The sequence below is a fragment of the Patulibacter minatonensis DSM 18081 genome (genome assembly GCF_000519325.1).
Lineage (GTDB): Bacteria > Actinomycetota > Thermoleophilia > Solirubrobacterales > Solirubrobacteraceae > Patulibacter > Patulibacter minatonensis.
The window spans coordinates 708,499-733,295 of record NZ_KI912613.1 but is presented as its reverse complement, the minus strand read 5'-3'; the positions used below and the strand labels follow the sequence as shown (position 1 = coordinate 733,295).

The 24,797-nt window shown below is 71.5% G+C and carries 21 protein-coding genes; 12 read left to right on the top strand and 9 right to left on the bottom strand.

Translation table 11 applies throughout. From position 1 onward, the window contains the following. Positions 1–59: 59 nt before the first annotated feature. Positions 60–1,265, bottom strand: a complete 1,206-nt coding sequence (locus tag PATMI_RS0103455) for a LuxR C-terminal-related transcriptional regulator (protein WP_026909861.1) — start codon at positions 1,263–1,265, stop codon at positions 60–62. Further along, positions 1,262–2,470, bottom strand: a complete 1,209-nt coding sequence (locus tag PATMI_RS27085) for a LuxR C-terminal-related transcriptional regulator (RefSeq protein ID WP_051471004.1) — start codon at positions 2,468–2,470, stop codon at positions 1,262–1,264. The genes PATMI_RS0103455 and PATMI_RS27085 overlap by 4 nt, the downstream gene beginning before the upstream one ends. A gap of 584 nt (positions 2,471–3,054) precedes the next feature. Here PATMI_RS27085 and PATMI_RS27080 point away from each other — a divergent pair. The 10 genes from PATMI_RS27080 to PATMI_RS0103400 all read left to right on the top strand — a co-directional run bounded on the left by PATMI_RS27080 (position 3,055) and on the right by PATMI_RS0103400 (position 16,259). After that, complete coding sequence (locus tag PATMI_RS27080) at positions 3,055–4,212, top strand: helix-turn-helix transcriptional regulator (RefSeq protein WP_051471003.1); 1,158 nt, start codon at positions 3,055–3,057, stop codon at positions 4,210–4,212. Further along, positions 4,205–5,299 (top strand): helix-turn-helix transcriptional regulator, encoded by a 1,095-nt coding sequence (locus PATMI_RS33810; RefSeq protein ID WP_026909860.1) that lies wholly within the window; start codon positions 4,205–4,207, stop codon positions 5,297–5,299. Before PATMI_RS27080 ends, PATMI_RS33810 begins: the two co-directional genes overlap by 8 nt. A 744-nt stretch (positions 5,300–6,043) precedes the next feature. Further along, a complete protein-coding gene (locus PATMI_RS0103435; RefSeq protein ID WP_245604070.1) occupies positions 6,044–6,805 on the top strand; it encodes an MlaE family ABC transporter permease in 762 nt (253 codons plus the stop codon). A 12-nt stretch (positions 6,806–6,817) separates the two neighbouring features. Then, positions 6,818–7,690, top strand: coding sequence for an MlaE family ABC transporter permease (locus PATMI_RS0103430; RefSeq protein WP_026909858.1), 873 nt, complete (start codon positions 6,818–6,820; stop codon positions 7,688–7,690). A gap of 6 nt (positions 7,691–7,696) precedes the next feature. After that, a complete protein-coding gene (locus PATMI_RS0103425; RefSeq protein ID WP_157260594.1) occupies positions 7,697–9,196 on the top strand; it encodes an MlaD family protein in 1,500 nt (499 codons plus the stop codon). After that, positions 9,193–10,650 (top strand): MlaD family protein, encoded by a 1,458-nt coding sequence (locus PATMI_RS0103420; protein WP_026909856.1) that lies wholly within the window; start codon positions 9,193–9,195, stop codon positions 10,648–10,650. The genes PATMI_RS0103425 and PATMI_RS0103420 overlap by 4 nt, the downstream gene beginning before the upstream one ends. Continuing rightward, positions 10,647–12,005, top strand: a complete 1,359-nt coding sequence (locus PATMI_RS0103415) for an MlaD family protein (RefSeq protein WP_084269601.1) — start codon at positions 10,647–10,649, stop codon at positions 12,003–12,005. The genes PATMI_RS0103420 and PATMI_RS0103415 overlap by 4 nt, the downstream gene beginning before the upstream one ends. Next, positions 12,002–13,519: an MlaD family protein gene (locus PATMI_RS0103410; RefSeq protein WP_084269599.1), complete on the top strand. Its 1,518-nt coding sequence runs from the start codon at positions 12,002–12,004 to the stop codon at positions 13,517–13,519. Before PATMI_RS0103415 ends, PATMI_RS0103410 begins: the two co-directional genes overlap by 4 nt. Continuing rightward, entirely contained in the window at positions 13,516–14,901 is a 1,386-nt protein-coding gene (locus PATMI_RS0103405) for an MlaD family protein (protein WP_026909853.1), read from the top strand. The genes PATMI_RS0103410 and PATMI_RS0103405 overlap by 4 nt, the downstream gene beginning before the upstream one ends. Then, positions 14,901–16,259: an MlaD family protein gene (locus PATMI_RS0103400; protein WP_026909852.1), complete on the top strand. Its 1,359-nt coding sequence runs from the start codon at positions 14,901–14,903 to the stop codon at positions 16,257–16,259. Before PATMI_RS0103405 ends, PATMI_RS0103400 begins: the two co-directional genes overlap by 1 nt. A gap of 116 nt (positions 16,260–16,375) precedes the next feature. Here PATMI_RS0103400 and PATMI_RS0103395 read toward each other — a convergent pair whose 3' ends face one another. From PATMI_RS0103395 to PATMI_RS0103370, 6 genes are all read right to left on the bottom strand, one after another. Further along, the gene (locus tag PATMI_RS0103395; RefSeq protein WP_026909851.1) at positions 16,376–16,843 is read right to left on the bottom strand and encodes an SRPBCC family protein; all 468 of its coding nucleotides are present in this window, start codon (positions 16,841–16,843) and stop codon (positions 16,376–16,378) included. 14 nt (positions 16,844–16,857) lie between these two features. Beyond that, positions 16,858–17,910: a helix-turn-helix transcriptional regulator gene (locus PATMI_RS38115; RefSeq protein WP_051471002.1), complete on the bottom strand. Its 1,053-nt coding sequence runs from the start codon at positions 17,908–17,910 to the stop codon at positions 16,858–16,860. Continuing rightward, positions 17,907–19,055, bottom strand: a complete 1,149-nt coding sequence (locus tag PATMI_RS38110; protein ID WP_051471001.1) for a helix-turn-helix transcriptional regulator — start codon at positions 19,053–19,055, stop codon at positions 17,907–17,909. The genes PATMI_RS38115 and PATMI_RS38110 overlap by 4 nt, the downstream gene beginning before the upstream one ends. A gap of 73 nt (positions 19,056–19,128) precedes the next feature. Continuing rightward, positions 19,129–19,971 carry a hypothetical protein gene (locus tag PATMI_RS0103380; protein ID WP_026909850.1) on the bottom strand — a complete coding sequence of 281 codons (843 nt, stop codon included), beginning with the start codon at positions 19,969–19,971 and terminating at the stop codon, positions 19,129–19,131. Between the two features lie 129 nt (positions 19,972–20,100). Beyond that, positions 20,101–20,559, bottom strand: coding sequence for a nuclear transport factor 2 family protein (locus PATMI_RS0103375; protein ID WP_026909849.1), 459 nt, complete (start codon positions 20,557–20,559; stop codon positions 20,101–20,103). Between the two features lie 118 nt (positions 20,560–20,677). After that, on the bottom strand, positions 20,678–21,694 hold the full coding sequence (locus PATMI_RS0103370; RefSeq protein WP_026909848.1) for a TIGR03617 family F420-dependent LLM class oxidoreductase: 1,017 nt from the start codon (positions 21,692–21,694) through the stop codon (positions 20,678–20,680). 98 nt (positions 21,695–21,792) lie between these two features. On the opposite strand from PATMI_RS0103370, the gene PATMI_RS0103365 reads away from it, so the two are divergent. Beyond that, positions 21,793–22,611, top strand: coding sequence for a PaaI family thioesterase (locus tag PATMI_RS0103365; RefSeq protein ID WP_026909847.1), 819 nt, complete (start codon positions 21,793–21,795; stop codon positions 22,609–22,611). Between the two features lie 63 nt (positions 22,612–22,674). On the opposite strand, the gene PATMI_RS0103360 is transcribed toward PATMI_RS0103365, so the two are convergent. Continuing rightward, positions 22,675–24,345 carry a class I adenylate-forming enzyme family protein gene (locus PATMI_RS0103360; protein WP_026909846.1) on the bottom strand — a complete coding sequence of 557 codons (1,671 nt, stop codon included), beginning with the start codon at positions 24,343–24,345 and terminating at the stop codon, positions 22,675–22,677. Positions 24,346–24,491: 146 nt separating this feature from the next. On the opposite strand from PATMI_RS0103360, the gene PATMI_RS0103355 reads away from it, so the two are divergent. Further along, entirely contained in the window at positions 24,492–24,779 is a 288-nt protein-coding gene (locus PATMI_RS0103355) for a hypothetical protein (protein WP_157260593.1), read from the top strand. Positions 24,780–24,797: the final 18 nt, after the last annotated feature.

The following is a 24,797-nucleotide window of genomic DNA, read 5'->3' as shown; positions in this document are numbered from 1 at the left end:
CGGTGCCTGGCGTCGAGCACGGTGCGCAGGTCCCGGGACCCGTTCACGGCCCGACCCGCTCAGCCCTGCTGTGCGGGGTGGAGGTTCAGGCAGGACGCGATCGCCTGCGCGCGGTTCACGGCGCCGAGCTTGCGCAGGATGTTCTGCACGTGGAACTTCACGGTCCCCGGCGCGATCACCAGCTGCTCCGCGATCGCGTGGTTGCCGGCACCGGTGAGCATCAGGTCGAGCACGTCCCGCTCACGCGGCGTGAGCCCGTCGAACGAGGCCGGGTCGGGCGCGGCGGGCGCCCCGGGACCGATCGGGCGGGTCGCGAGGTCCTGACCGGGCGCGCCGAGGGTGATCGGCGACGCGCTGAGCTCGTCCATCATCCGCTTGGTCGCGGTGAGGGCCTCGCGGACGCGGTCGCGCTGGTCGTCGAGCCGCTCGGCGAGCACGGCGCGCTCGTACACCTGGGCGAACCCCTCGGCGTAGCGCTCGAGCACGCTGCGGTCGGTCTCGTCGACCGGGCGGTCCGTCGGGTGGTGGTCGGCGTGCAGCAGTCCGACGACCTCGTCGCCCTCGAGGATCGGGGCGACCACGTACGACCGCGCGCCGCTCGCGTCGATCAGGAGCGAGCCGAGCACCGAGCCCGACACCGTGGCGTGCGCGATGGCGGGCGTCCGCTCCCGCACGGTCTGCGACTCGATCGAGTCGGTCCCCAGCGGGATCTTCCGGTTGACCCAGTCGTGGAACCACGGCGGCACCGACCCGTCGGCGGCGAAGTGGCCCGTCCAGGGGCGCCAGCTGTCGCCCTCGACGCGGGAGAGCATCGCCCGGCCGAACCCGCAGCGCCGCGCGAGGACCTCGCACGTCTGGTCGATCAGGTCGCCCGAGGACGGCAGCGACTGCAGGCGGGAGAGCCCGTCCTCGCACTCGGCCAGGCGGCGGCCGCGGAGGTGGACGTTGTGCTCGATGATCTCCGAGGCCAGGCGCTGGAGGTCCGGGACGACGAGGCAGACGGCGTGGACCTCGGGCTCGTCCGGCTGCGGCGCGCTGCGCATCGCCTCGATGCAGCTCCGCAGCATGCCGGTGACCACGCTCGCGGTCCGCCACGGCCGCGCCTCGTCGAGGGCCGGCATCCCGTCGGCGTCGGCGCCGAGGATCTCGACGGCGGCGCCGTGGAGCTCGGTCGCGCGGGCGGCGAGCTCGACCTCCCGCCGGCGCCAGCCGACGGCGCTCGTCGGCGCCGGGGTGCTGCGGGACGTCGTCGCGACGGTGCTCACGACGCCACCCGCTGGTCGTCGGCGAGGCGCATGTACCGGGACACCGCCTCGGCGCGGTTCGTCGCCTTCAGCTTGCGCAGGATGTGCTTGACGTGCGACTTGACGGTGCTGACGCAGACGACGAGCTCGTCGGCGATCTGGCCGTTCGTCGCCCCCCGGGCGAGACGCTCGAGGACGTCGCGCTCCCTTGGGGTGAGCATGCCGTGGATCTGGGAGTCGCGGGCGACGTCCGCGTCGATCGTGGCGATCCGCGCCATGCCGCCGGCGGCGGACGCGGAGTCGGGCTCGCGCCGCTCGAGGCGGCGGGTGAGCCGGATGTCGGCCTCGGAGAGGTCCGCGATCGAGGCGGTGGTCGAGTCGAAGGACTCGGTGACCCTGCGGCGCTGCGTGGCCAGGCGCTCGCGGAGCACGGCCCGCTCGATCGCCAGCGCGACGCCGGCCGCGAACGTGCGGATGTTGTCGACGTCGGCCTCGGTCAGGGGGCGGCGGGTCCAGTTGGCGTCGGCGTGCAGGAACCCCACGACCCGGCCGCCGATCGTCATCGGTGCGACGACGTAGGCCTGCGTGTCCGCGAGCTCCATCAGCGGCTCGTAGGTCCGCTCGCCGGAGTCGATGTCGTCGACGAGGACCGCGGTCCCGCGGCGCACGAGCTCGGCCTCGATCAGCGGCGGCCGGAGCGGGATCTGGAGGCGGCCGATCCGCTCCTGCAGGCGACGGGCGGCGTCGGTGTGCCCGCCCGCCGCGATGTGGAGCGACGACGGCACCCACGTGGAGCCGTTGACGCTCGAGATCACCCCGCGGTCGAACCCGCAGGCGGAGCACAGCTCGACGGGGACGATCCGCGTGAGCTCGGCGACCGACGACGCGGACCTGATCCGCGCGAGCGACTCGTACGTGCGGCGCAGGACGTGCAGGCGGAGGTCGGAGACGTGGCGGCGCAGCCGGGACTGGAGCTCGCCGGTCGCCATCATCTCCTCGGCGAGGTCGGCCGACGCGCGCGGCGCGAGCGGGACCGAGAGGAGCGTCGTCCCCAGACGATCGAGCGTGGCGTCCATCGCGTCGATCAGGCGCCGGGCCTGGTCGGCGTCCTGGTCCGCGGTGTCGGCTCGGAGGAGGTCCTCGGCCGCCTGCCGGAGCGCGACGGCGAATTGCCGGTCCTTCGTGGCGCCTGCGGTGAGGGAGGCGGGCTTCGTGGTCGTGGTCAAGGTGGATCCCGGAGGTCGTCGCGAGGGGTTGCGATCTCACACACGGCGGCCCCCGAACCTGGGCGCGGGGTGCCGTCAGCACGAACCTAGGGGCGCACGGCGTCCGTGACGTCCGACCGGGGAGGGGTGTGCACCCCCCTTTGGTAGTCATGCCTGCCGATCGGCAGGGGGGAGGGGGGGTGCGACGGGCTCCTCCCTGTGCTCCGGCCGGCGCGGGGCGTCGCGTCGGCCGAGTGTACGACGTTGTGCAGGAGTTTCACGCGCGCTGAGCGTCGAGACGGAGGTCGGGAGCGCGTGCTGCGTGGCGCCGCGACATGCGGTTCGATGCTGCGGCAGCCCCCGAAGGGAGGAGATCGATGCCCTGCAGGGGGGAGGGGCCTCCTCCCGCAGGAGCGGGTGGTGTCGTCCGGACGCGGCTCGGGTCCGCAGGCCGTCCCGGGCACTCGGGCGGCCTGCCATCCTGACCCCCCATGGGCGGGGCGGATCTCTCCGCCGGGTGACGGCGGTGGTCGGCCGTCCGACTACCGTGCGGACGTCCGGTCCCGCGAGCGGCGGCCGAGCGCCCGCCGCGCCCGGACCACCGCATGACCACCCCCAGCGACACCACGGATCCCGGCCCGGACGCGTCAGACCCGCACGCGGCGCACACCCCGCGCACCGTCGACGACCTGCTCGTGCGGAGCCGCCGCGAGCGCGCGGACGCCATCGCCGTGCGCAGGACCCTCCCCGCGACGCACCGGGTGGAGCTGGACGCGGCACTGGCCGCCTGCCGGGCCGGGCTGGCGACGTCCGACCGGCCGGACCGGTGGTCCGCGCGCCACGGGCGGCTGCTCGACGAGCGCGTCGCGGCGGACGCGACCGACGTCGAGGTCCGCGCGGTGGTCCGCGACGCGATGCGCGACGCGACGGAGACGCTGCGCGCCACGAGCCCGGCGTCGGCCCTCGTGTCGGCGGCGGTCGAGCTCCTCTGCGTCGTCGGGGGGTTCAGCCGGGTCCTCGCCTCGGCCGTCCGCGGGTCGCGATGGATCCCGCTCGTCCTGCACACCGATCCCGCGGTCGCCCCCGACCCCCAGCGGCTCGAGGCGTACCTCGACGAGGGCGACGAGATCCCGCTCGGCAACACCCTGGCCGAGACCGAGGTGGTGCGCCGGCGGTCGTCGGCGCTGGTCGAGGGGGCGACGCTCGAGAAGCGCACCTTCCGGCCGATCCTCGAGGCCACGGGCTCGTCCGGGTACGTCTGCGCGGCGATCGTGCCCGGCAACGAGGCGATCGGGCTCCTGCACGCGGACCGCATCGGTCAGCGCCGGGGCGCGAACGACGACGACCGCGCGGTCGTCGCGGAGTTCTCGACGCTGTTCGCCTGGCTCCTGGACCGGGCGACGAGCGAGGAGACCCTCGCGCTCCGCACGGGGCGCATCGAGGCCGAGCTGGACGCCGCTCGCGCCGCGATCGTCCGGACGCGCGCCCCGGCGTTCGACGTCGCGCTCGAGGTCGTCGACCCCGGCGGCGCGCGGAGGAACGCCGTGGCGCCCCGGCGGGACTCGCTGCTGACCCCCCGCGAGCGCGAGATCCTGGAGCTCGTGGCGCACGGGGCGACGAACGCGGGCGTCGCGCAGCGCCTGACCGTCTCCGAGGAGACGGTCAAGAGCCACATGCGCACCATCCTGCGCAAGCTGCACGTCACGAGCCGGAGCGCGGCCGTCGCGCGGTTCCTCAGGCTGGAGGGGATGCAGGGTGCCTGACCCGGCGCCGACCGGGCTCGGGGCGGCCGTCGCCCGGCTGCTCGCCGAGGTCGAGGCCGCCGTCCCCGGGGAGCCGGGGGAGCTGCCCGCCCCGGACGTCGCCACGGCGTCCGGCGGGCCGGCGCTCCTCGCGGCGGGAGGGCGGCTCGCCGCGGCCCTGGGCGGGGAGCTCCCGCCGGCGGACCGGGCCGCCCTGTCGTCCCTGCTGGCGCGCACCGATGCCCTCGACGACCGGGTCAGGGCGGCCGGCCGCGATGCGGCGGTCGCCCGGCGCGACGGGTTCGAGCGCGGGTTGCTGGAGCTCCGGGCCTGCGCGAGCGTGGCAGAGCTCATGGACCGTCTCGCGCCGATCATGTGCGACGCGTGCGGCGCGGCGCGGGTCTCCGTCGGCATCGTCGACGACGGGACGTGGACCCCGATCCGGGAGGCCGACCGCGGGTCGGGGGACGGACGGACGGCGCCGGACGTCCTGCCGACGGCCCTCGCCGAGCTCACCGCCGAGCGGACCGCGTTCATCACCGCCAGCCCGACGGTCGTGGAGGCGATCGCGGCCGCGGAGGGCCGAGCGGCACGCCCCGCGAGCGTGATCGCCCCGACGTTCATCGGGGGACGGGCCCGCGGGCTGTTCCGCGCCGAGTTCGACGGGGCCGCGCCGACGCCGGAGGACGTGGCGGCGGTCGAGCGGATGGGCCGCGCGCTGGGGCACGCCTTCGAGATGCTCGAGATGCACGAGCGACTGCTGAGCGTCGACCGCACGGTCGAACGCCTGCGCGAGACCGTCGGCGAACGCGGGCCCGACGACGAGCGGTCCACGGCGCAGGCCTCGTTCGGTCGGCCCGCCGGCGGTGGTGTCGTGCGGAGCAGATCCGCGAGCGGGACGGATGCCCGGGCGCCGGCAGAGCTCACCCCGCGCCAGCGGCAGACGCTCGACCTCATGCTCCTCGGCATGTCGAACGCGCAGATCGCCGAGCGCCTCGTCGTCGGTGTGCCGACGGTGAAGAGTCACGTCAGCGCGATCCTCCGCGCGGTGGGTGCCGTCAACCGCGCCGAGGCGATCGGTCGGTATCTCGAGCGGGACGACACGTGACCGGCGATCGGGGCCACGGTGCAGCGGCGCCCGGTCTCCGTCCCCCCACCACCAGAACCATCAACCTCAGGTCGACGTTCGGGTAGATCGGGTGGGATCGAGGGTGCCTGATGGCGTCGAGTTCGGTGGGCGGCGGGGTGCTCGATGGTCCGGGCCGTCGCCTGGGCCACGGCCGGCGTCGCGACACCCGCGGCGCGCGGCGGAGACCGACGACGTCCGGGCCGGGCGGACGTCCCGGAACGGGTCCCAGGGCCCCCCGCGGTCCCGCGAACGGGATCCGTCGAAGGGGGGGAGGAGGGGGTCCCACGGGGAGAGGCGGCGGGCCTCCTGGACGCCGAGGCAGCGCGAAGCCGCTGGACACGACCTCCGAGCAAGACGGCCAAACTCAGGCAGGAAGGAGGACAAACACATATCCGTCGGGGGATTGCCTTTGTCGATGTGGCCAATTCCGGCCATAAGCCGTTCCTGAATGTCCAGGCATCGAGGAGGAGAGAGACTGGTCCTCGGGAGGATGGCTTCCCCCTGGACGTCCCCGTACGGTCATCCCTCAGTGCGAAACCGGTCACACGACCCGTTTCAGAACACGAGGACTCACCTGCGCATGACGATCTTGAACGGAGGGACCATCTGATGTCGACGACGACCGGAATCGGTCCCGGAACGACGCGCGAGCGCGGCACCCTCCCAGGTGGCCTGCGTGAGGCGCCGAAGCCGCCGAAGGGTCTGCCTGGCCCGCTTGGCTGGGTGGAGCAGCTCACCGGGATGACGTTGTTGACGTTGCAGGTGATGAAGTCTGCGATCTCGCCGCCGTACAACTGGGGTGGCGAGTTCATCGAGCAGTCGTGGTTGGTGACGAAGAAGGCGTTCTTGCCGTGCTTGTTCTGCACGCTGGTGTTCGCGTATGGCGCGCCTGGTATCTCGGGTGGTTCGCTGTTGTCGACGCTTGCGACGACGGATCGTCTGGGTGCGTTCTCGGTGATGGCGTCGGTGCGTGAGCTGGCGACGTGGATCAACGGGATGGTCGTCGCGGGTGTCGCCGGCACGGCGATCTGCGCGGACCTCGGTGCCCGCAAGGTTCGTGACGAGCTCGACGCCCTCGCGGTGCTCGGTACCGACCTCGTGAAGGTCCTGCTCGTCCCGCGGTTCATCGCCCTCGGGGTGATGACGGTGATGTTCAACTACTGGAACACGGCTGTTTCGATCATCGGGCAGCTGTTGGCGAACATCCTGGTGTGGGACGAGACGGTCGCGGGGTACACGTCGACGTTCGCGTCGAACTTCACGATCGCTGAGGTCGTGTTCAACACGCTGAAGGTCCTGACGTTCGGGTTCATCATCGCCGTGGTCTGCTGTTACAAGGGCATGAACGCCAAGGGTGGCGCGGCTGGTGTCGGCAAGGCCGTCAACCAGGCCGTCGTGATCTCGTTCTCGGCGATCTACATCTACAACTATCTCCTGAACTCGCTGCTTCTTGGTGCGTTCCCGGAGACCGCGACACTCCGTTAGGGGCTGAGAGCTATGGAAGCTGGAAACTCTCCCGCGCCGTACCAGCCCGCAGGGGCGGGCCGCAAGGGCACCCCGACCGGTCTGGAGCGCTTCGCCGGCGGGTTCGTCGATCCGGTCCGCAACATCCTCGTGGAGGCCGGCCAGATCGGTGCGTTCGCGGGCCGGTCGTTCCTGGAGCTGCGCGGCACGCTGCGGTACTCCGCGGAGATGATGCGGCAGGTCGCGCTGCTCATCACCGGGTCCGCGATGGTGTTGTGGGCGATGCAGTTCACGTTCGGACTGACGTGCGGCAACGAAGCCGTCTACGTCCTCCGCGGCTACGGCGCCTCGTCGTATGCCGGGGTGTTCTCGGCGATCTGTCCGGTGCGTGAGGCGACACCGTTCATGTTCGCGTACATGATCGGCGCGAAGATCGGTTGCGGCTACGTCGCCGAGCTGGGATCGATGCGGATCAACGAGGAGATCGACGCGATGGAGTCGCTGGGGATCAACCCGATGCGCTACCTCGTCGGCACCCGCCTCTTGGCGAACATCCTCGTGTCGCTGCCGATCTTCATCAGTGGTCTGGTGCTGTTCTACCTCGGTGAGGTGTTCGTCATCTTGTTCCAGATCGGCGAGATCTCCCGAGGAGCATGGGAATCGGTGCACTGGGCGTTCACTGACGCACCGAGCGTGATCTTCAGTTATCTGAAGACGTTGGTGATGTGGGTCGCGATCGTGATCGCGGCGATGTATTACGGGATCAACGCCAAGGGCGGTCCCGTGGGGGTCGGTGAGGCGACCGCGAGATCGATGGTCGTCGCGCTGATCCTGACGATGGTGCTCAACGAGGGCTTCACGATCCTCTTCTGGGGCGCCGATTCCAAGCTGCCCGTCGGAGGCTGAACAGTCGTGTCTGATCAGGACAACACGCGTACGCCCCTGCGCAAGCTGGGCCCGAACCGCACCAAGGTTCGAGCCCAGGCGTCGGGCCGGCGCGGCCCAAATCCCGCGGTGCGAGGCGGCCGGTGGCTCGTCGGCCACCCGTGGTCCATCATCGGCGCTGCCGTCCTCGTGTGGTTCGTGATCTGGGTCATCGGGACCCGGTCAGAGCCGCACCACATCAAGGCGGCGTTCCCGACCGCCTTCAACCTCCGCCCGGGTCAGGACGTCGCGATCGACGGCCGTGACGCCGGCAAGATCTCCGACGTCGAGTACAAGGACGGCCGCGCGGTCGTCGAGATGGGCATCTCGGACGACTACTGGCCGATCCCGCAGGGCACGACGGCGACCTCCCGGTACGGCACCACGATCGGTTCCGGTACCAGGCGCGTCGACCTGCAGCTCGGGCCGAAGGGCGGCAAGGACCTCCCCGAGGGCGGCATCATCGCCACGAAGGACACGCGTCCCGCGGTCGACATCGACGCGGTGCTCAACACGCTCAACGGCAAGACGCGGCAGTCCGTCACGGACCTGACGCAGAAGATGGACCGGGCGCTGTCGGGGTCCGAGCAGGACACCAACGACTCGCTCGCCTCCACGCCCGAGGGCCTCAAGCAGATCGACGGGTTCCTCAAGGACCTCGGCGGCGACAGCGTCGCGCTGTCCGGCCTGATCACGAACGCCGACCGCCTGACGAAGATCCTCGCCGCCCGCTCGGGGCAGGTCCAGGACCTCGTCACCGTGTCCTCCCGCACCTTCCAGGCGTTCGCCGCCCGGTCGACGCAGGTCCAGCAGACGCTCGACGGCATCCCGTCGGCGCTCGGCGAGACCCGCACGACCCTCCGGCGCGTGGACGGCAGCCTCGGCGGCCTCCAGCAGCTCGTCGACGACCTGAAGCCGGGCGCGAAGAAGATCCGCCCGCTCGCCAAGGCCGCGACGCCCGCGCTGCAGAACCTGTCCTCGATCGTCCCCGCGGCGCTCTCGACCGTGCGGACGACGACCAAGGTCGCGCCCGAGCTCAACACTCTCCTCACCAATGGCACGCCGTTCCTGAACAAGGTGGGCCGCGTGACGAAGGAGGCCACACCGATGCTCGACTGCGTGCGGCCGTACACCCCGGACATCATCAGCGCACTCGGCGGCTTCGGCAGCTGGGCATCGTCGTACATCCGCGTGGACCCGAACGACGACGCGGACGCGAAGGCCGTCGGCGGGCCGTACCCGTACCACGGGCGGAAGGACGAGAACGGGTTCTGGCGTCAGCACGGCATCCGCGCCCGCGTCAACGCGTCCGCGTTCTCGTTGCACTCCAACCCGGTCGATCCGGGCGCGTTCGTGGCTCTCACGGGCAAGAAGTACGCCTACCCGCGCCCCGCCGGCTACGGCGTCGGCAAGCCGATCTGGCAGCCCCAGTGCGGGATCACTCCAGACGTCCTGGACCCGTCGAAGGATTCTGAGGTGATCAAGTGAACCCCCGCAAGGTGGTGACGGGCGCCCTGGTGGCGGTCGTGGTGATCGCAGCGTTCCTGCTGCTCACCAAGGGCAACGACGACCGGACGATCACCGCGGAGATGCCGAACGCCGGCGGTCTGCGCAAGCACTCGTCGGTGAAGATCGGCGGCGTCCCGGGCGGGAGCGTCGAGGACCTGAAGATCACGGGTCGCGACACCGCGATCGTGAAGATGAAGCTCGACAAGGACGCCTGGCCGATCGGGAAGGACGCGTCGATCAAGATCCGGCCGACCGACCTCCTCGGTGAGCGCTACGTCGCCCTCGAGGTCGGCAACCTCAAGGATCCGGCGCCCAAGGGCTTCCAGATCGCGGAGTCGAAGGTCAAGCTGCCGGTCGAGCTCGACGACGTGATCAACACGTTCGACGGCGACACGCGGACCCGCATCAAGGTGCTGGTCAACGAGTTCGGCATCGCGCTGGGCGACCAGGGCAAGGACCTCGCGAAGCTGCTGGACGCCATGCCCGCGTCGCTGGACGACGCGCGGCAGCTCGTGTCCGAGATCAACACGGAGGACGCGTCGCTCAAGACCCTCCTGGCCCGCGGCGACTCGCTCACCGCGACCGTGAGCCCGAAGCGGGACCAGCTGGCCGACCTCATCACGCAGGCCCAGGACACCCTTGGCAGCCTCGCGACCCGTCGCGAGGAGCTCGGCGCCACGCTGGATTCCGCGCCGGCCGGCCTCGCGGCACTGAACACGACGCTCAGCAGGCTGCGCATCGCCTCCACGGACCTGCGCCCGGCGTCGGTCGACCTGCAGCGGACCGCCGGTCCGCTGAAGGACACGCTCGAGGCCCTCCCAGGCTTCGAGGAGTCGGCCCGCCAGAGCCTGAAGGCCGCCAAGTCCGCCGCTCCGTCGCTGACGAAGCTCGGGAAGAAGGCGACCCCGCCGCTCCAGGCGCTGACGCCGACCCTGGCGAACGTCAAGCAGTTCTCGTCGGACCTCAAGCCGACGCTCGACAAGTTCGACGAGCGGTCCTTCGAGGACGCGCTCTGGATGGTGCAGCAGCTCGGGTTGTGGCTGAAGACCGGCGATCGTCTCGGCCGTCAGGCGAAGGTGGCGCTCGCGATCAACTCCTCGACCGTCAAGTCGATCTTCCAGTCGCTCCTGAACCGCCCCGACATCGGCGGGACGCAGACGGACAACACGACCCCGAAGTCCGGCAAGACCCAGACGAAGTCGGCGCCGACGACGAAGACCCCGGCTCCGCAGCAACGGGCTGCGACGCCGCCCCCGACGACATCGAACCCGACGACGACGGGGAGTAGTCCCGCCACGTCCACCCAGGACAAGGGTCTCCTCGGCGGTCTCGTCGACGGGGTCTCGGGTCTGCTCGGCGGCAACGCCGGGACGAAAGATCAGCCGGGCGCCGGTGGCGTCTCGGGTCTCCTCAACAACCTCCTGAAGCCATGAGCCCTCGTACGGTGAGAACCCCGGGCCGCCGCGCCGCCGGTCGGCGCCGCGGGCGCGGCAGCACGCTGCTGATCGGCGGGATCGCGATCGTGATCCTGGCGGTCGCGTCGGCGATCGGCTATCGGGCGGCGGAGACCGTCCCGGGTCGGCAGTACTACAACCTGAAGGCCGAGTTCACCCAGGCCGACAACCTGTCGAACCACTACGAGGTCAGGATCGGCGGCCTGCGCGCCGGCCAGATCCTCAAGCCGCGCGTGAAGGACGGCAAGGCGCTCGTCGACATCCGGATCGACAAGAAGTTCGGGCCGCTGAAGAGCGACTCCAAGCTCCAGGTCCGCCTGCGCTCCGCCGTCGGTGTCCGCTACCTCGAGATCATCCCGGGGACGAAGGGCACCGACCTCCCCGACGGCGGGCTCCTGAAGACCACCAACCAGACGCCGAACGTGGCGCTGGACCAGGTCCTCGGCACGCTCGACCCGACGACGCGCACGAAGGCGCAGACCTTCCTGAACGAGTTGGGCGAGGGCGCCGACGGCAATGGCGACAGCATCAACCTCGCCCTCCGCAAGCTGACGCCGCTCCTCAAGGACGTGCAGACGCTGGCCAAGCCGCTGAACGACCGGGCGGGCATCACCGCCAGGTTCATCCGCAACACCGCGGGTGGCGTCGGGGCCTTCGACGGGGCGAGCAAGGACATCGCCGCCCTGGCGGAGCCCGCGCAGAAGGCGCTGAAGCCGTTCGGTGACACCGGCATCAAAGAGACGCTCCAGGAGACCCCGGCCACGATGAACCAGCTGCGCAACCAACTGCCGCAGATCGACCGCCTCGTCGCGGCGGTCGACGGCCTGGCCCGCGACGGCCGGCCGGCGCTGCAGCAGGCCCCGGCCGCGCTGCGCGAGACCACCCGTCTCGCCAAGGGCGCCCGACCGGCGCTCCGGCAGGCCAAGACCACCCTGAACCTCGCCAAGGGCGCGGTCGACCCGACGGTGTCGTTGCTCCAGACGGTCCAGCCCCAGCTGCCCCGGATCAACAAGCCGATCGACGACGTCCGGCCGATCCTCAACAGGCTCGCACAGCACGCCTGTGCGATCCCGGCGACCTTCAACGGATGGTCGGAGTGGCTGAAGTACCGCGACGGCGCGTCCAATACGGTGCGGTTCACCGTCACGGAGAACCCGCTCGACCTGATCGCCGGCGCCTCGAACGACGGCGTGCCGCGTACCGGTGGCGCCAGCTCGATCCCGTACCCCGGTCCCTGCGTGGACGGGCACGGTGAGGCCGGTCCGGCCGGCGCACGGGTCGCCGAGTCCGCCGCGGGCCTGACCTACTCCCCGACCTTCCCGTTCGTCCGATGAGCTCTCGTGGAAACAAGCGCCGCGGCGGACGCGGCATGTTCGAGATCCGGCCCGGTCAGCACAAGCCGAAGAACATCCGCAACGGCGCGATCTTCGTGGTGCTGGTCGTGATCCTGCTGGTCGTCCTCTACGCGCGGCCCGCCTACCAGGGCTTCGGCAAGTCCGGGCAGAAGATCACGGCCTACGTGACCAACGGCATCAACATCCGCAAGGGCACGACGCCGGTCCGGGTGAAGGGCGTCGACGTCGGGAGCGTCACGAAGATCGAGCGCGGCCCCGACGGGCGCGGCGTGAAGGTGACGATGCTCGTCGAGAAGGGCAAGGGCGTCACGGTCCACCAGGACGCCCGGGCGGACTTCCGCTGGCGGACGGTCCTCGGACGCAACCTCTACGTCGACCTCCAGCCCGGCTCGAACAGCGCGCCGAAGCTCGCCGAGTCCGACCCCATCCCGACGTCGCGCACCACGACGCAGACCGAGCTCGACCAGGCGCTCGACCCGCTCGACGCCGACGGACAGAAGGCCGTCAAGACGATCATCACCGAGTTCGACAAGGGCTTCGGCTCTGCCAAGGCCTACAAGGAGACCGTCAAGAACCTCGGTCCCGCGGTCAACAAGCTCGGCGCCGGACTGAACTCCCTGCGCGGACAGCAGGACGGCGACCTCCAGAAGATGATCGTCGGCACCAGCCGTGTCTTCGGCGCCTTGGCGAAGAGCGAGGTCGAGCTCGGCAACCTGATCGACAACGGGAACGTCGCGCTCGGCGTGACGGCCGCGCGATCGCAGGACCTCCAGTCCACGCTCAGCACCGCCCCGGGCGCCCTGTCCGAGACACGACTGACGATGGCGCGCCTGCGGCAGACGCTCGACACGCTCGACCCGGTCGCCCAGCAACTGCGTCCCGGCGTTCGGAAGCTCCCGGGCACCGCGGACAACGCCCGCACGCTCCTGACGGCAGCGACCCCGCTCCTGGCAGACGCCAAGCCGACGGTTCGTGCCCTGAAGCCCGCGGTCCAGGACCTGCTGAAGCTGACCACCTCCGGGAACAACCTGATGGCGACCGCCAACCCGGTGCTCGATGACGCCGTCTACCCGATCCTGCCGTGGCTGCGGACCAAGGGCGTCGACTCGGGCAGGAGGAACTACACGATGATCGGGCCGGCGCTTGCCTCGATCAACAGCGCGGTCGGCAAGGCCGACACGATCACGACGACGGCGAACTTCGAGGCCGGCGCAGGTGACGGCTCGATCCCCGCCATCTCGCCGTGCACGACGCTGCTGACCGATCCGACGGTCCCGCTCGACAAGAAGATCCAGTGCGACGGGTTGACGCGCATCTTCGCCGGCCTGCTCACGGGTGTGGCCCCGACGGACGTCTCCATCGAGAATCCGACGGTCGCGCAGTCGAAGTCGAAGGCGTTCGTGAAGAACGCCGGCGACCTCGACTCGCTCCTGAAGAGCGTCGTCAAGACGAGTGAGAAGAACGCGAAGTCCAAGACGGAGGCCGGGCGATGACCGACCGGAGCAGCAGTGCCGGACGCGACCGGATCATCCTGGAGCTCAAGCGAGCTGCAGGTCCGACGCTCCTCTTCGTCCTCCTGATCTTCGCGGGCATCTTCGCGGCGGTCCAGGTCGTCACGAACCTGGCCGGCGACAAGCCGTGGGTCTCCTACAAGCCGTACAAGGTCGGGTTCGAGAGCGTGAAGGGGATCACCCCGGGCCGCGTCGAGCTGCGGATCGCCGGCGTGAAGGCCGGGTCGGTGAAGGACACCGAGCTCAAGGACGGCCGCGCCGTCATGACCATCAACCTCGAGAAGAAGTACGCCCCGCTCCACACGGACGCGAAGATCGTCATCCGGCCGGTCACGGCCCTCGAGGACGAGTACGTCGACATCCTCTCCCGTGGCAGCAAGGACAAGCCGGAGCTGGGCAAGGACCAGATCCTGTCGCAGGCCAACACCAAGTCGCAGGTCGAGACCGGCCGCGTGCTGAACGTGCTGGACGACGACACGCGGGCGCGGTTCTCGCAGCTGCTGACGCAGCTCGGTGCCGGCACCCGCGATCGCGGCCAGAAGTTGCGCGAGGGCTTCGAGGAGCTCGCCCCGTTCCTGCGGGCCGCCGCCAACCTGGGTGACGCCCTGCAGGAGCGCAAGAAGAACACCGCCCGCCTGATCAGCAATCTCGGTGACCTGACAACGACCCTGGCGACGCGCAACCAGCAGATCTCCGGCTTCGTGACCAACGGTGGCAAGATCCTCGGCGAGCTGGCCCAGCACAGCTCGACGCTGAACTCCACCATCGCCCAGCTGCCGGGCACGTTGCAGAACGCGCAGGCGACGTTCGCGAACCTCCGGGCGACGACGGACCCGCTGGACAAGGCGCTGACGTCGCTGAAGCCGGTCGCAAAGCAGCTGCCCTCGGGCCTCGACAGCCTGTCGGCGTTCTCCACCGAGGCCACGCCCCCGGTCCGCTCGTTGCGGCCCTCGGTCACGGCCCTGCGGCCGCTCGCCCGCGAGCTGCGCAGGACCTCGTCCAACGGCCAAGCCGCGTTGACGCCGCTCGTCGGACAGTTCAAGCAGCTCAATCACGGCACCGACCTGCTCAAGCCGTGCCTCCCCGCCGTGGGGATGATCACCGAGCGCTACCCGTCGCTGCTCAAGTACTCGGGCAACGGCGGGGCGCAGGATCCGAACGGCAGCCTCTCGGCCGACGCCCGGGCCCTGGCGACGGTGGATCTCGGCGGGACGGTCGGCAACGGTCAGGAGAAGACCGGCTTCGACAAGTTCGGGATCGTGCAGCCGTGCTTCTCCAACCCCGAGCAGATCACGACGGCCAACTACGGCACGTTCACCCCGATCCCGTCGCGTAGCGATGCGGTGAGTCAGGAGCAGAAGTAATGAAGACCCCGAACCTGGCGGCGAAGTCGTTCGTGCTGCTGCTGATCCTGGTCGGCGGTCTCGCGATCCTCGGCTACTTCTACAAGACGGCCGGCGGCAAGCTGCCGCTCGAGGAGAAGCCGTACAAGGTGACCGCGATCCTCACGGACTCGCAGCAGGTGCTCAAGCACGCCGACGTCCGCGCGGCGGGGGTGCAGATCGGCGAGGTCGGTGACATCGAGAACACGCCCGACAACCGGGTGAAGATGGTCCTCGAGATCAAGAAGAAGTACGCGCCGATCTACCGCGACGCGAAGATCCTGGTCCGCCAGAAGACCCTCGTCGGCGAGAACTACATCGACCTCACGCCCGGTACGGCGAAGTCGTCGCAGATCGCCGACGGTGGCACGCTGACGGTCGCGGCACAGAAGGAGTCGGTGCCGATCGACAAGGTCCTCAACACGCTGAACCCGAAGACCCGGCGGAACGTGTCGAAGAACTTCCAGGCGCTCGGCGACTCGACCAAGGGTCGAGGTCAGGACATCAACGAGCTGTTCGACCGCGTCGCCCCGCTGTCCGAGGACGGCTCCGCCCTGCTGGACGTGCTGAACAAGCAGCGCGGCCAGATCGCCCGGCTCGTCGGCAACACCGGCGTCGTCATGGGTGCCATCGCCAACCGCACCGGCGACCTGCGGACGCTGGCCAGCAGCCTGCGGACCACCGTGAACGCCGTCGCCGCACGGGACCAGGCGGCGTACGAGGCGTTCTCCGCGATCCCGCCGACGCTCCGTCAGGCGCGCTCGACGGTGTCCAACCTGCAGACGTTCGCGAACAAGTCCACCCCGACGGTCACCGACCTGAAGGTCGCGTTGCAGGACCTCAAGCCGGTCCTGACGAAGCTCCGCCCGACCGCCGCGCGTGCGCGGCGCCTGACGGACTCGCTGCCGGCGCTGTTCAAGAACGTCAATCCGGCGCTCACCACGCTGCCGACGTTCGCGGACACCGGCACGGCGACGGTCCCCAAGGCCGAGGGTTTCCTCCGCGAGCTGGGCCCGATGACGGGCTTCGCGAAGCCGTACGATCGCGAGGTCATCAGCTTCGTCGAGAACTGGAGCTCCGCCTACACGTTCGACAAGCTGGGGAAGACCGCGCGCTGCAACTGCGTGTTCGACCTCCAGACGGCCTTGACGGCCTTGCCCACGGGTGCGTCCGACATCCTCAGGCCGCTGCTCAACGGCGAGAACAGCCCGCTGGCGAAGATCACGAAGGAGACGCAGAACATCTACCGCAAGCCGGGTGGTCTCGTGGATCCGAGCAACACCGCCAGCGGCTACAAGGAGGTCAAGCGGGACGACTCGCCCAACGAGGTCGTGAAGTAGGGCGCCCGTTCCGGCCGATGTGACGGGCCGTTCGCGCACCGTCGCCGGCGGGCAAGGACGCACGGCGGATCTGCGCCCGGGACGAGACGTCCCGGGCGTCGCTGCGTCCGGGGGCGCTAGGGCTTCGGGAAGTGCTTCCGCGTGTCCTTGAAGCAACGGCCGAAGAGGAAGCTGTTCAGCGGACCGCCGGCCTTCCCGATCGCCGACGGCTCGACCGCGATCGTCCACGTGAACGTGCAGCGGTCGTCGCCGGCGGGCTCGACGACGTAGTCCTCCGCGAGGCGCTCGAAGACCGGGACGTTCGCGGAGGTCAGGTAGAACGCCTTCCGACGGCCCTCCTCCCACACGAAGAAGTGCTCCTGCACCTTCGCGAGGCCCGCGACCCGCATCTGTCGGGTGGTGCCGACGCCGAACGGGCGCTCCGACGTCCACCGGCCCTTCAGCAGGCTGCACCACGCGAGCGGATCGTCCGCCGTGATCTGCGCCCAGACCTCCGACGCCGGGAGGGCGATGTCGAACGTCTCGGCGTAGATGGCCGGCGCGGTGGTCAGGAACGCCTCGTCGGCGGGCAGGAGCTTGGGCATGCGCCCAGTCTGCCTCAGCCGCGCATCGCCCAGGAGATCGCCTGCGTGCGGTTCCGGACGCCGAGCTTCGCGAGCACCCGCCGGACGTGCGTCTTGACGGTCGCGTCCGAGATCGCGAGCTCGCGGCCGATGTCGGCGTTGCGGGCGCCTGACACGATCATCGCGAGCACCTCGTGCTCGCGGGGCGTCAGCGTCGCGAGCCGGTCCGCCCGGTCGTGCGCCGGGGGGGCGGCGTCCGCGGGCTCGTCGTCCGTCGCCCCGGGGCGGGCGAGCCGGAGCTCCGTCTCCGTCATGGACGCCATCGCGGCGTCGACGACGGCCAGGATCTCCCGGACCTCCTCCCGCTGGTGGCGCATGCTCTCCGTCAGGGCCGCGCGCTCGAACAGATGGGCGAAGCCCTCGGCGAACATCCACAGGAGGTCGCGGTCGGTGGCGTCGCACAGGACGTCCGTGCCGTGGTCGGCGTGGAGGAAGCCGACGACGGTGCCCGACGCCGCGATCGGTGCCGCGACGTAGGAGGGGGAGCGCCCCTCGTGGAAGAAGCGGTGCGCACGGGCGTCGGACGTGTCGGTGACGAGGCCGGGACGGTGCTCGGCGACGAGGCCGGCCTCGAACGGCACCTCGGCGACCGGGATCGGACGCTGGTCCCATGCCCGCCACCACGCGACGTCGCGGACCGCGGCGTTCACCATCCAGGGCGACCAGGTGTCGTCGTCGACACGGGAGAGCAGCACGCGCGCGAACCCGCAGGCGTCGGCGACCTCGTCGCAGACCGCGTCGAGGAGCTCCGCGGCCGTGGCGATGGTCCGCATGCGCGACAGGCCGCGCTCGCACGCCGCCACGCGTGCCCGCGCGGTGGCGGCCTCCCGCGCGTGCGCGTCGAGCGCGTGGTCGTGGGCGTCGAGCGCGAGGCGGGCCAGCGCGGTGACGTCGCGACGCTCGTGCAGGGCGTCGGCGATCCGGGCCACGAGCCGGTCGGCCCGGGCCGAGGCGGTACCCGTCGCCCCGGGTCCGGCGGGGTCCGGGCCGAGCAGCTCCTCCGCCCGCCGTTCCAGGGAGCGCGTCACCGGGGCGCCGGCGGGGTCCGGGGCGTCCGCAGGTGCCGGGCGACCGCGTCCGCCCGGCTCGCGGCGCCCAGCTTGCGCAGGACGACGTGCACGTGGGACTTCACGGTCGTCTCGCCGACGACGAGGCGCTCTGCGATCTCGGCGTTGGTGGCGCCCGTGACCATCAGGTCGAGGATCTCGCGCTCCCGTCCGGTCAGCGGTGCGCCGGCGAGGTCGGGCGGGTTGTCCGCCGGGGGCCGGGCACGGCGGAACACGTCGCGCTCCGCGGCCGACAGCGCCATCAGGCCCTGCTCGGCGGTGCGGAACGCCGTCCGGACGCGGGCGAGCTGCGTGTCGAGCCGCTCGCCGAGCGCGACGCGCTCGAAGACGAACCCGAAGCCCTCGGCGAACGTCCACAGCACGTCGCGGTCCAGCGCGGTGACCGTGCGGTCCAGCCGGTCGGCCTGGAGGAACCCGATGACCGTGCCGGTCGGCATCACCGGGGCTGCGACGTAGCCGGGGCTGCCGGAGACGCTCATGAGTTCCGGGGTCGTCCGTGGATCACCCGCCATCACGAGGTCGGGGGCGCGGCGGCGGACGAGGTCGGCCTCGAGCGCCTTCGGCCCGATCGGGATCCAGGTCTCGCGGAGGTAGCGCTCGGTCGCGGCGGACGTCTCCGCGTCGAGGTCGGGCGAGAACCACACGGCCTCGGCCCGCCACGTCGCGCCCCGGCGCCGCGAGATCACGGTGCGGTCGAACCCGCAGGCGGTCGCGAGCTCTGCGGCGGCACGGGGGAGCAGCTCGTCGACGGACCCCGCGTCCTCCAGGCGACCGAGCGCGTCGTGCACGCGGCGCAGCGCGGCGAGCCGGGCGTCGGTCTCGCGCCGGGTGAGCACGCCGCGGAGCCGGGTGCTCCGGGAGAGCGCCGCGGCGGCCACCGCGACGTCCGCGGGCGGCCGGTCGGACGCGGCGAGGAGGGTCCGGCGTGCGCGGGCGTCGACGTCGTCCAGGGACGGCGCGAGCGAGGCGTAGCCGGTGGCGTCGTCCGTCGGCGCGACGGCGAGCGTCCGTTCGACGTCGTCGAGGACCCCGCGCAGCGCATCGAGCTCGCCGGCGACGGTCCCGTGGCGGTCGCCCGTGGCGGCCGCATGGCCTTCGGCGTCCATCCTGGCCGCACTATACGGCGGCCCGGTTGGCGCGAACGGCCGATGACCCCGAGGGGCCACCGGCCGGGCGACGTCAGTCGGCGGCGACGGCCTCGCGCTGCCGGCCGGCGACGGTGGCGACGCTGGGCGACTCGGCGGTCTTCGTGGCCGCGTCGGGCAGGAACGAGGCGACCATCCGGACGATCAGGACGGCGCAGCCCATGCTCAGCAGTGTCGTGGTGTAGCGGATGAACTCGTTCGTGTTCTCGGCGTGGATGCCGACGATCATCGCCATGCCGCCGCCGTAGTTGGCGCCGACGAACGTGATCGGGAACAGCAGGAAGACGCCGAGCATCTGCCACGGCTCGCGGATCCGCTTGTAGAGCTCCGCGGCGAGGACGGCGAAGAGCATGACCTGGGCCATCTCGAGCATGCCGATGACCAGCGGGTACTCCGCGATGCGGAAGACGTGCGGGCCCCAGTACGTGTAGGCGCCGGAGCTGGTGCCGATGATCTCGAACGCGCAGGACTCGAGCAGCGAGAAGCAGGCGACGATGTAGAGCTTCTTCTTCGTCATCGTGCCGGCGTGGATCATCCGCACGATGTAGACGGCGGGCAGGCCGTAGAGGATCGCGTACCCGCTGTGCGTCCAGACCGGCTGGGGGACGTCGAACGCCGTGAAGTGCGACTGGATGACGCTCTGACCGTCGTGGTTCACGGTGTAGAAGTAGAGCTTCATCATCTCGTCGTACAGCGGCTCGCCGAAGGCGGCGACCATCGATGCGGCGACGATGAGGAAGTAGAACGGCGTCTTGTGCCGGCGCCACAGCACCAGCGTGAACGCCAGCACCGCGATCGCGATGATCCAGCTGCCGTAGGTGAAGAAGTCCTGGGCGGTCTCGTTCAGTGGCCGGGTGACCGGTTGTGCGTCTCTCATCGATGCTCCCTCGGGGTACGGGCGGACGCGCGGCCGTGGCGCGTCGCGGTACCACCGTAGGGACGCCGGTCCCGGGGGTCATCATCCCAAGGGAGGAACCGGCGACGGAGAAGGGATGACGTCCCGGGCTCAGCCCAGCGGCAGCTCGAGGCCGTGCTCGCTCTCGGGGCGCGGGCCGAGGATCCTGCGGTCGGACTCCGCGATCGGAACGTCGTTGATGCTGGCCTCGCGGCGCGCCATCAGGCCGTGGGCGTCGAACTCCCAGAGCTCGTTGCCGTAGCTGCGGAAGAACCGCCCGTCGGCGTCGTGCCACTCGTACTGGAAGCGCACGGCGATCCGGTCGTCCGTGAACGACCAGAGCGCCTTGCGCAGCGCGTAGTCCTGCTCGCGCTCCCACTTGTCGGTGAGGAAGGCGACGATCTGGGCGCGGCCCTGGAGGAACGTGTCGCGGTTGCGCCAGACGGAGTCCTCGGTGTACGCGAGCGCGACCTTCTGCGGATCGCGGGTGTTCCAGCCGTCCTCGGCCGCCTGCACCTTCTTCGCGGCGGTCTCGGCGGTGAACGGGGGGAGGGGCGGTCGGTCGGCCATCTCGGTGGTCCTCGGTGCGGGCCGCCCGGGGCGGGCGGCGGGTGGTCGTCGGGGCGCCGACGGTCGTCCGGGGCGCCCCCTCCAAGGCGCCGCGGCGGTGCCGCCGGCACGCGGGACGTTACCCCTGCCGCAGCCGTTCGAACAGGCCCCGCCAACGCTCGGGGTCCGCACCCTCGGGGACGGGGACGGTGATCCGGCTGCACGTGTCGCCGTAGCGGCGGAGGACCTCGTCGATCGCCTCCTCGGGCGTCCCGACGGCCGCGAACTCGTGGAGCACCTCGTCACTGATCAGGGCCGTCATCTCGTCCCACGCGCCGCGCTTGCTGAGGAGGTTGAGGTCGTCCTGGAGGTCGCCCCAGCCGTGGAGCTCCAGCGGCGGCCGGTACGCCGGGGTCGAGCCGTAGAACGCGAGGCGCTCCTTCACCGAGGCGATGGCCTTCGTCAGCTCCTCCTCGGTGTCGCCGACCGCGATCATCGCGGGCGCCGTGACCTGGAACCCGTCGAGGTCGTGCTTCCCCGCCAGCTCGCGGCCCTCGAGGAGCTTCGGGATCGTCGCCTCGCGGACGTAGCGCTCGGTCGAGAAGTGGTGGCAGAGCATCCCGTCGGCGACCTCGCCCGCGGTCCGGGTCATCAGGGGACCGACGGCCGCCAGCAGGATCGGCGGGTTCCCGTGCGGGTTGGGGCCCGGGTCGAAGAACGGGGTCATCAGCGTGTGCTTGTAGAACTCGCCGCGGAAGTTCAGCTCGCCGCCGGTCTCCCAGGCCTCCCAGATCGCGCGGATCGCCAGCACGAACTCCCGCATCCGCGCGGCGGGCTTGCCCCACGGCATCGAGTAGCGCTTCGTGATGTGCGGCCGGATCTGCGACCCGAGTCCGAGCAGGAACCGCCCGCCCGACAGCGCCTGCAGGTCGTTCGCCTGGACCGCGACGCTCATCGGGTTGCGGGCGAAGGCGACCGCGATGCCGGTCATGAGCTCGATCCGCTCCGTCCGCTCGGCGGCGACCGCGCACGAGAGGAACGGGTCGCACTGCGTCTCGATCGCGTGCCACCCGTCGAACCCGCGGGCCTCGGCGTCCGCGGCACCGGCCGCGGCGGCGTCGACGGACTGGGCGTAGGAACCGGTGTCGGCGAGCATGGCGGCATCATGGCCGACGCGCCGGGCCGTTGTCCGTCACCCCGACGTCCGCGACGATCGGACCCCCGCCCGGGCCCGCCGCGCGGGAGGATGGGTGCATGGACCACGCGCACGCCGCGGGCCCCGGCTCCCCCGGCCCACCCGTCCCGTACGTCCCGAGCGGGCCCGAGCACGCCTTCCGGGTGGTGGACGTCGGCGGCGACGCGTACGACTGCGTCGGCACGATGCGCACGGGGCCGTGGATCCTCGGTGCCGACGGGACGCCGAGCCACGCGGCGCTCGGGGTGCTGCTCGACGTCGTCCTCGGCGGCACCGCCGTGGCACACCGTCCCGAGCGTCACTGGGGCGTGACGATCGATCTGTACGCGACGTTCTGCGCGGCGCTGCCCGGCGACGGTGGGGTGCTGACGGCGCGGGCGACCACGGGTCACCGCGATGCGTCCGCGGCCGTCGCGACCGGCACCGTGGAGGGCGCGGGCGGGCAGACCCTGGCGGTCGCGACCCAGCGGGTGCGGTTCGTGCCGGGCGATCCGCTGCCGCCCGTCCCCGCGCCCGCGCGGGACGGCCCGGACGACGGGGACCTGCTCACGATGCTCGGCGCCCGCGGGGTGATCGGCGTCGACGGCGAGGCGGAGGTCGTGCTCGAGGCCGTCCCGGGACTCGCGAACCCTGGCGGCACGATGCACGGCGGGATCCAGTTCGCGCTCGCCGTCGAGGCGGTCGCCGCGGCCGTCGCCCCGCTCCGCGTCGCGTCGCTGCACATGACCTACGTGCGGCCGGGACCGGTCGACGGCGCGGTCCACGTCCGGACGGCGACGAGCTACCGCGGCCGCACCGCCGCAGTGGTCGGCGCCCAGGTCCTGCGCGCCGACGGCAAGCCGTGCGCGATCGGCACGGCGACCTGCACGGCGGTCTGACGCGACCGGTCGCGGTCGGTGCGCCGCGGTCGCGGTCGTGCCGTCCCGACCCCGTGCGGCCGCCTACGCCGGCGCGTCCGCGAACCGCTGCCGCAGGCGGTACTTCAGGACCTTGCCGCCGACGGTGAGGGGCAGCTCGTCGACGACCTCGACCCGCTTCGGGCTCTCGTGGCCCGCGAGGCGCTCGCGGCAGAACGCGATCAGCTCGGCCGGGTCGAGCTCGGCGCCGGGCGTGACCTCGACGACGGCGGTGACGACCTCGCCCCACTTCTCGTCCGGCAGGCCGACCACGGCGACGCGGGCGACGGCCGGGTGCTGCTGGGCGACGGCCTCCACGCGGATGCTCGAGACGTTCTCGCCACCCGACTTCACGATGTCCTTGTAGCGGTCGACCATGACCTGGGTGCCGTCGGGCTCGTAGCGGCAGCTGTCGCCGGAGTGGAACCAGCCGCCGGCGAACGCCTCCTCCGTGGCCTCCGGGTTCTTGTAGTAGCCCGCCGTCACGGCCGGCGAGCGGTAGACCGCCTCGCCGGCGACGCCCGGCTCGCCGCGCAGGAGCCGGCCCTCGGCGTCCATGATCGTCGCGGCGAGGATCGGCGTCGGGACACCCACGTGGTTCGTCCCGCGGACAGCCTCGGCGAGCTTCTCCGGCTCCCGGTCGGGCCAGAAGCGGAAGCACGACATCGCCTCCGTCTGGCCGAAGACCTCCAGCAGCTCGACGTGCCCGCCGCCGGCCGCGCGGGCGACGGTCTCGCTCATGTCCTGCCGCATCGCGCCCCAGGAGAACATCGCGACGGTCAGGCTCGAGATGTCGATCCCGTCCGGGTCCGCCAGCGCGGCGTCCGCGATGCCCTGCACGAACTGCGGCGCGCCCGCCCAGACCGACGTCGCCCGCTCGGCCGTGATCGCCTGCGCGATCTCGGTCGCCACGGGCTTCCGGCCGATCACCATCGTCCCGCCCGCCAGGCACGACGCGAACAGCGTCGCGTGGTGCCCGCAGTGGTAGATCACCGGCAGGAAGCAGAGGTGGCGGAGCTCGTCCTCGAACCGCAGGCCGCGGGTCAGGGACAGCGTGTAGGGGTAGGACGCCGCGTACGAGTAGGTGTTCGTCGCCATCACGGCCTTCGGCATCGCCGTCGTGCCCGACGTGAAGAGCAGGCTCCACACGTCGTCGGCGTGCAGCGCGGGCTCGACGACGACCTCGTCCTCCGGCCGGTCCGCGATCCAGTCCGCGAACGCCGGGGCGTCGGGGGTCGCGTCGCCGCCGATCGGGATCGTCACCGACGACGCGACGCCCGCGGGCACGAGGACCGCGTCGGCCTTCTCGCGGTGCGCGCCGTCGACGATCGCGAAGCGCGGCTCGACGTGCTCGACGACCCACGCGAGCACGTCGGGCGCGAGCAGCGGGTTGATCGGCACCGCGACGAGCCCGGCCTTCGCGATCCCGATGAGGCTGAGGATCGCCTCGATCGAGTTCTCGCAGTAGAGGAGCACGCGGTCGCTGCGCTCCAGCCCCTCCGCCGCGAGCGCCTGCGCGATCCGGTTGCAGGCGCGGTCGGCCTCGGAGTACGTGACCCGCGCGAACTCCGGGGTCGCGTAGGCGCCCGGCCACCCGACGAGCGCGTCCTTGTCCGGCCGGCTCCACGTGACGCGCTCCAGCACGTCGGCGATCACCATCCGGTTCCAGCGGTCGGTGGCGCGGCGGCCGTGCAGGGTCGTGACGTCGATGCTCATGGGTGCGGGTCCTCGTCGGGCGCGGCGGTCGGTCGTCCGATCCTCGCCGGGAGCGGGTCCGAGCGGAGGCGACGATCACCGCGGTGCTGTGCGCCGCCCCAACGCCGACCGCCACGGACGGGTCGGGGAGCTCGTACGCTGGCGTCATGCGTGCATGGGCCGTGGATCCGTCGGGGGTCCCCCTCGGGGGCATCGACGTCACCTCCGTCGTCCTCATCCTCCTCGCCGCCGTCAGCGCGTTCCTCGCGGCCGCCGACGCGTCGCAGCCCCCGAGGCGGCGCGCCCTCGAGTTCGTGTTCGGCGTCGCGGCCGTCGTCGGGCTGATCGGGATCGTCGCGGACGTCGAGGTGCTGCAGATCGGCGGCCTCGCGGTCGCGGCGACCTGCATCGCCTTCGCGGTGACGACGCTGTGGCGGCGCAGGACCGGGGACTGAACGGCCTCGGGGTCCGCG